At 41.4% G+C, this 6,091-nt stretch carries 10 protein-coding genes; 1 reads left to right on the top strand and 9 read right to left on the bottom strand.

Features of this window, described 5'->3' with window-relative positions; translation table 11 throughout:
• The coding region (locus K941_RS16930; RefSeq protein ID WP_167539599.1) for an IS1 family transposase at nucleotides 1-264 on the top strand (264 nt) is incomplete at its 5' end.
• A gap of 18 nt (nucleotides 265-282) precedes the next feature.
• Here K941_RS16930 and K941_RS0111770 read toward each other — a convergent pair.
• The 9 genes from K941_RS0111770 to K941_RS0111730 form a co-directional block, all read right to left on the bottom strand.
• Nucleotides 283-786, bottom strand: coding sequence for a hypothetical protein (locus tag K941_RS0111770; protein WP_147287539.1), 504 nt, complete (start codon nucleotides 784-786; stop codon nucleotides 283-285).
• Complete coding sequence (locus tag K941_RS0111765) at nucleotides 753-1,337, bottom strand: PA14 domain-containing protein (RefSeq protein WP_029103768.1); 585 nt, start codon at nucleotides 1,335-1,337, stop codon at nucleotides 753-755. Before K941_RS0111765 ends, K941_RS0111770 begins: the two co-directional genes overlap by 34 nt.
• Complete coding sequence (locus K941_RS0111760; RefSeq protein WP_029103767.1) at nucleotides 1,331-1,603, bottom strand: hypothetical protein; 273 nt, start codon at nucleotides 1,601-1,603, stop codon at nucleotides 1,331-1,333. Before K941_RS0111760 ends, K941_RS0111765 begins: the two co-directional genes overlap by 7 nt.
• On the bottom strand, nucleotides 1,600-1,746 hold the full coding sequence (locus K941_RS17600; protein ID WP_208854381.1) for a hypothetical protein: 147 nt from the start codon (nucleotides 1,744-1,746) through the stop codon (nucleotides 1,600-1,602). Before K941_RS17600 ends, K941_RS0111760 begins: the two co-directional genes overlap by 4 nt.
• Nucleotides 1,727-2,686: an AAA family ATPase gene (locus K941_RS15785; RefSeq protein WP_051226056.1), complete on the bottom strand. Its 960-nt coding sequence runs from the start codon at nucleotides 2,684-2,686 to the stop codon at nucleotides 1,727-1,729. Before K941_RS15785 ends, K941_RS17600 begins: the two co-directional genes overlap by 20 nt.
• A gap of 158 nt (nucleotides 2,687-2,844) precedes the next feature.
• Complete coding sequence (locus tag K941_RS0111750; RefSeq protein WP_029103766.1) at nucleotides 2,845-3,489, bottom strand: hypothetical protein; 645 nt, start codon at nucleotides 3,487-3,489, stop codon at nucleotides 2,845-2,847.
• A gap of 80 nt (nucleotides 3,490-3,569) precedes the next feature.
• Nucleotides 3,570-4,865 (bottom strand): hypothetical protein, encoded by a 1,296-nt coding sequence (locus K941_RS0111745; protein ID WP_029103765.1) that lies wholly within the window; start codon nucleotides 4,863-4,865, stop codon nucleotides 3,570-3,572.
• A gap of 361 nt (nucleotides 4,866-5,226) precedes the next feature.
• Complete coding sequence (locus K941_RS0111735; RefSeq protein ID WP_147287540.1) at nucleotides 5,227-5,892, bottom strand: HNH endonuclease family protein; 666 nt, start codon at nucleotides 5,890-5,892, stop codon at nucleotides 5,227-5,229.
• Entirely contained in the window at nucleotides 5,873-6,058 is a 186-nt protein-coding gene (locus K941_RS0111730) for a hypothetical protein (protein ID WP_029103763.1), read from the bottom strand. The genes K941_RS0111735 and K941_RS0111730 overlap by 20 nt, the downstream gene beginning before the upstream one ends.
• Nucleotides 6,059-6,091 lie beyond the last annotated feature (33 nt).

The following is a 6,091-nucleotide window of genomic DNA, read 5'->3' as shown; positions in this document are numbered from 1 at the left end:
CTTTACAATCAATTGAATATCCATAACATTCAACTGTTTTGTAGTGACTACTGGAAATCTTACCTTGAAGTCATTCCAAAATCAAAACATATGACAAGCAAAGCTCAAACTTTTACCATAGAGGGCTATAATAGTCTCATTAGGCATTTCACAGCAAGATTTAGAAGAAAATCAAAATGTTACTCTAAATCCGAGAAAATGATAGAAAACACTTTGAACTTACTGTTTGCTAAGTGGAATGGAACTTTGAATTATGTATTTTAGTTTAACAATGCCAATCAGTTAATGTTCCACATAAATCGGCGTAATATTATCCATATTCATATCGGTAAGGTTTGGTGCGGTCGGTTTGGTGGGTATGGCGGGTGCGATGTTTTTAGTTGTGGCACAACTGTGTTGCTGATTGGCGTAGTTTTGGCGTTGTCTGTCCACCATGTTTTTGGTAACGACCACATCAGGCAAAAAAATCACATCAGCCTCACTATCGCTTTTACCACCTGCCAGATTAAGCCCTGTCCACTCTTTAAGCGTGGCAATCGTCTCTCCCAAATCCTTATGATTGGGACAATAAAATCCGCCCTCAGTACAAGCACAATACACCTCCTCGGATAGGTCATTTTTGTTTAAATAAAAATCCGACCTAATCAGATGAGGCGTACCCACCGACTGCACCTGGTTGGCAGTGTCATAAATGATCGCCTTTGGGGGCATACCATGCACCTGCCATAGTGTCCCTGCGGTGGCAAATAACATCAGCACATAAGGCTCAGCAATGCTTGAATGCACCGCAATGGTTTTTTGGGGATTTTAACACTTGGTACTGCCACCACTTGTAGGGGCGTACCGCTGTCAATACCCATACCTGCAATGATGTTTGCCAATGCTTCTTTTTTGTAGATTTGACTGCGTTGTCCAAAAAAGACATACATATCGGTGTTTGGCGTGGCATTTTTATATTCTATTTCGAGCGTATATACGCCTTTTTGTAGATACACCCTATTCCCAATAGTGCCATGCTGTTCATCTTTGCCAATGACACGCCCATCGATGATTGCACGTATGGACGCATGGCTGGCACTTGCATTAATAAAATACTCGCCCTCCACAGGGACAAATACCGTCCCCACCCAATACGCCCCAAAAAAATCTGTGGGAATGTTGTAAAAATTCATTGAGCTAAATTTTAAGGCGATATTGGCAACATTTTCTTTGTGTACCACCGTATAAGGGTCTTGGGTATTAAAAAAATACATATCAAAACCAGATGCTGGCACTAGATTATCTGGATTAAGACGCTCGCCCACTCGCTTGCTTGCTGACGGAAAACTATCTAGCATTCTGCTATTGATTGCACCAGCTGGGCGTTGCTGGGGGATGTTGGCTTGATTGGCAGAGTTTTGTTGGGCTTGGGAGCTTGCTGGGCGGCTTGCTGTTGTTGTCTAATATAATCAAGATGGGCTTGCTGTTTTTGCACTGTATAAGACACACGAAAGCCATAGCCAATGACACAGAATAACGCTATCGCCACATACACCAATTTACGAAATGTGGCAGAATGCTCCCACAACGTTACGCCGTCATCATCTACATAGCCACCGCTCATTGCACACCTATCGCCACCACAGAATCCGCCTCAATTTGTAATTTAACCACCGCATAACCATTTTGGCGAGCGGTGATAAGTGAGTCGGCAAGCGATTCTTCTAATAGGCGTACCACATCACGGCTACTGGCGTGATACCCCATTCTTTTGTATAATGGCAGGGTCAATACCCTTGCCCGCCACCGCCAAGCCATAGCTCTTAATCATACGCTCTATTTCAAGAGCGACAATACGGGCAATATCCAAACCGCCAAATGGAGCAAACACAAAAATGCGGTCAATGCGGTTTAGCACCTCAGGGGCAAAGCCCTGCTCACGCAAGGTTGCCACAGACGCACTTCTTAGACTGTCAGGGTCTTTGATACTTTGGTGTAAATCCGCCAACGCATCTGTGGCGGCGTTTGACGTTAGAATAAAAATCGCCTCACTGGTGCTGATTTGTTTGCCGTCTGATGCCTCTGTAATAAAGCCATCATTCCAAGCGGTTAGGAAGTTTTTTAGGATGTCAGGGTGTGCTTTTTCTATCTCATCAAGTAGCACCACCGCCTTAGGAAAATCCCTAAGCCCTGCGGTCAATGCTCCATAAGTATTTGAGCCGACATAACCTCGTGTCATACCAAAGAGCTGCGATGCACTAAACGCCCCTGCGGCGTATTGGGTCATGTCAAAATGCAGAAGTTTTCGCTCCAACAGTTTGGCAAGCACCTTCGCCAAATACGTCTTGCCCGTTCCTGGCAGCCCTGCAAACAAAAACACCCCCACAGGCTTATTGCGTTGCATCATCGCCAGTCGGCGTCTTAGCTGTGCTGATAAGTCGCTACACACCTGAGCCTGTCCGATGACTTTGGCTTGCAAGTCTTGGTTAAGTCTTGCACTGTCAATAATAATCGCCTCTTTATCCGCCTGTAATGCTGCCTCTTCAATCACTTGCAAATTACTTAATCGGTCTAATACGTCCACTGGAATAATCCTATATATAAAGTCAGGGGCTATTTCATGCCAATGTAGCCATATCGCCACTATCAGAAGTAGCACCAATATCAAAATCATCACCAAATACCAATGCACATAATAGATAAACATCGCCACCGTATTTAAAGTCGGGCAACATTTTCCACAACATGGCAAGGCATATTATGACAAATAGGTAAGGGGTGATTTTAGTGATAAAAGACATGATGATTAAATAACAGCACTTGGCAGGTTGGATTAAGATTGTTAATCCGTCTGGCAACAATCGCTTAGTATAGTAATACCTCCACTGACTCACCCTCTCTGATGACAGGGGTAAGTGCAGTGCCACCACCAGCAGCAAAGGCGAGTGTAATGCCACCGCCACCGTCTCTGACCCCTGTGATGACAACGGGCTTGCCATTAACCACAGGGACATAAATGGTCTTGTGAGCGTGCATGAGTGCTACCTGCTGACTCATATCAAGCGAGCTGACCGTTACCACATCGCCGTCCTCTGCCACATCGTCCCACAAAATCAGCTCTGCCACTCTAGCATGAGGGTTCTCCACAAGCACCTCCAATAAGCGTGTGCGGTCAGTCTCGGACATATCGCTACTGTTGGTAATTTTATCGTTGGCGGTTTGTTGGTCAAAAATTTGTACATCAAACCCCCCCTTTTTTTTATTACCCTGCTTAAAGTCCGCCAAACGCTGGTCTTGTAAGTGCTGTGGCACATCATCTTCGTCAGTTACAAACACCGCACTCACCACTTCTTGGGCGTCTAGCTCCTCTGGTTGATTTGCCTTATTAGTAAAATAAAACCCCCCACCAATTACAAAAGCAATCATGGCAAAGATAGGCAATTTGTAGGTGTTTTGTTGTTTTTTGGACTTTTGGGGCTTTACTCGCTTAGACAATGGGGCTGGATTCATTGGTGTGGTAATCATAATCTAAATTAAGGCAAATTATATGGTAGAGCAACCAAAAATACAACCGATTATTATTGTCTATGTCAAGGACTTATACCGTTAGCTTGATTAACAGGACTGGTTGGCACTTGGCATGCCACTCGTTTTTGTTCATAGTCTTGGGTTTGACGACTCATGACATCATTACTTACCCTATCTTTGGGTAGGCGTAATATTCTAGCATAGTTACTCCCTGCACCACCCACCAATCTCATGCCAGTAATGCTTTCAATGTGATTAATGGACTCTCGCATACTGGCAACCTCTGTACAACCAAACACTCCTTGATGGCAACTGCAACTACTCTTTTCTGCTAGCAGATTATAAGGCACATTTAAAAAATCGGTTTTGACGATATGAGGTGAACCCACAGAATTAATACTGGTATTTGCACCACTATAGATAATCGCTTGGGGAGTATTACCATAAATACGCCAATTCACAGGTTCGCTATTTGATAATACCAGCACATAAGGCTCGCTTATACTTGAATGCACGCTCACGGTGTTATTAAAATCATCACTGCTATAAGTGGAAGCAAAATATAAGTTGTAATTATTAACATCTAATTTTACCAACTGCTGACTTAAATCGGTGTTTTTATAAGTAGTGATAGGGTGAAAGAAATTGACCGCCAAATCCAAATTATTGGTTTTATTTGACATTTCTACTTCTAACAAATAATCCCCCTCTTTTAAATAAACATTTAATTCAGACGTGCCTTGAAAATCTCCTTTATCCATAATATGCCCATCCAATAATATCCGCATACTTTTCCAATCACCGCTTTTTTTAATAAAATAAATACCATCCTTGGGCACGGATATTCGCCCCACCCAATAAGCTGCAAGCTCCTTTGTGGGAATACCTTTAATTTCATCTCCATGATAATTCATGGCAATGTTTGATTTAATTTCTTTTAATACTACTTCATTGGGTTTTTTCTGATTGATATAGTATACCTCAAAGCCAGAGCCTGGGGCAATTTTATTGGGATTAAAACGATTCTGCCAACTGTCTGTTGCTATTGGGTAATCATCAAGGGTTTTATAATTGAGCTTTGATGCCGCTTGGGGGTTATTATTCCACACAGGGTTACGGCTTTTTTTGGGTAATACATCTTCAATGAGTTGGTCATTAGTGCCTGAGAACTCTCGATATTGCTGATTAATCATATCTATGTGCCTTTGGTGTTCTTGCAAGTAGGCAGACACCCAAAAGCCATAAGCCGTGAGCAAAACCAACGCTATCGCCCCATACACCAAGCGACGAAAGGTGGGCGAACCCTCCCATAAGGTTACCTCTTTGTCATCACCGTCTATTTGATATGCTTTACCCATGACTATTTTTAATAATTGAAAGAAAAATCCATTTTATCATAAGTAAAATGAATTTTGGTAGTAGTCTAAAAAGTATGCCAAACTAGTTTTCCGTTCGCCCTGAGCCTGCCTGCGGGCAGGAAAACCGTTATGGGCAGGCATAGCTCACCACAAACGGTTTTCTTTGTAGCATACTTTTTGAACCAGAGCCTGAATTTTTAGTCCAATTTAACTCTTATAAAAATCAAAAAACTGCTCAATCAGCCACTTTGTCCTTTCATCAATTTCTTTGGCTGTCCAAACTTTATTATCATCACTTGGCTTTGGCAAGGTTTGATTGATTTTCATGTCGCCATTTATCAAGCCAACTAGATTGCCATCATCAGTAACTTGACATTTTTCGACATATTTTTTTGTTGGAGTATGAGCTATTATAGCAAGTCAAGGTCAAATTACCCAAACTGTGCAGTTTTTGCTTTAATTGTGCATTTTGCTCATCATCTCCCCAGTCTTTTTCATCATATGGATTTTGTGGATAAATATGCTCAATTGTCCAAACACGTTGTTTGTTTGTCTTTTCCCAAAAGTCTACGGCTGTTTGTTTGTTACGTAATTTTTGTTCTAAACGAATTAAAATATTACGAACCAAATACGGATACTCATAAATATCAGTATTACTCAATGATTTTTTAATACTGTCTTCATCTAAGTATTCAGACAGTGTCGATTTTATTAATTCAAAATCATAGTGCTGTTTTTGGGCTTGGGTAAGCTCAGTAAAAATCTTATCCAGTTGGTTGGTTGCTGGCTCATTCGTAACGTGACGACAAATAAACCAAAACTCCAAAAACTCCAACAACTCAGTAAAATCTTGCTCTTTATAATTTTCAAAAACAAAGGCTAATAACATATAAGCCGAGCTAATACCCAAGTGATATAGGTTAATCAATTTTTCTTGATATTTTAGACTTCCTGCAAAACTAGGTTTTCCGTTCACCCCGAGCTTGTTGAGTGGTGGCGGAAAACCGTTATGGTTCGACAAGCTCACCACGAACGGTTTTCCTTATTTTTGGGTTTTGCAGGAAGTCTTTTTTAGCAACCTTAGTTTCGTCAGTAATTTTATCTGGATTGATAAGAAGTCCATAAATTTCTGATTTTTGGATTAAATTATCAAAAATAAACTGAACATCTTTATCAATTTGTTTATTAGACATCCTGCAAAACTACCCAATCCACCCAAACACGAG

The organism is Moraxella caprae DSM 19149 (genome assembly GCF_000426885.1).
Classification (GTDB): Bacteria; Pseudomonadota; Gammaproteobacteria; order Pseudomonadales; family Moraxellaceae; genus Moraxella; species Moraxella caprae.
The sequence above is the reverse complement of the archived record's forward strand: the minus strand, read 5'-3'. Positions and strand labels throughout refer to the sequence as shown.

Excerpts from the sequence above, each read along its gene's own strand:
- K941_RS0111765 (WP_029103768.1), bottom strand. The coding sequence starts at position 1,337 with ATGCTAGATAGTTTTCCGTCAGCAAGCAAGCGAGTGGGCGAGCGTCTT.
- K941_RS0111760 (WP_029103767.1), bottom strand. The coding sequence starts at position 1,603 with ATGAGCGGTGGCTATGTAGATGATGACGGCGTAACGTTGTGGGAGCAT.
- K941_RS17600 (WP_208854381.1), bottom strand. The coding sequence starts at position 1,746 with ATGGGGTATCACGCCAGTAGCCGTGATGTGGTACGCCTATTAGAAGAA.
- K941_RS15785 (WP_051226056.1), bottom strand. The coding sequence starts at position 2,686 with ATGTTTATCTATTATGTGCATTGGTATTTGGTGATGATTTTGATATTG.
- K941_RS0111750 (WP_029103766.1), bottom strand. The coding sequence starts at position 3,489 with ATGAATCCAGCCCCATTGTCTAAGCGAGTAAAGCCCCAAAAGTCCAAA.
- K941_RS0111745 (WP_029103765.1), bottom strand. The coding sequence starts at position 4,865 with ATGGGTAAAGCATATCAAATAGACGGTGATGACAAAGAGGTAACCTTA.
- K941_RS0111730 (WP_029103763.1), bottom strand. The coding sequence starts at position 6,058 with ATGTCTAATAAACAAATTGATAAAGATGTTCAGTTTATTTTTGATAAT.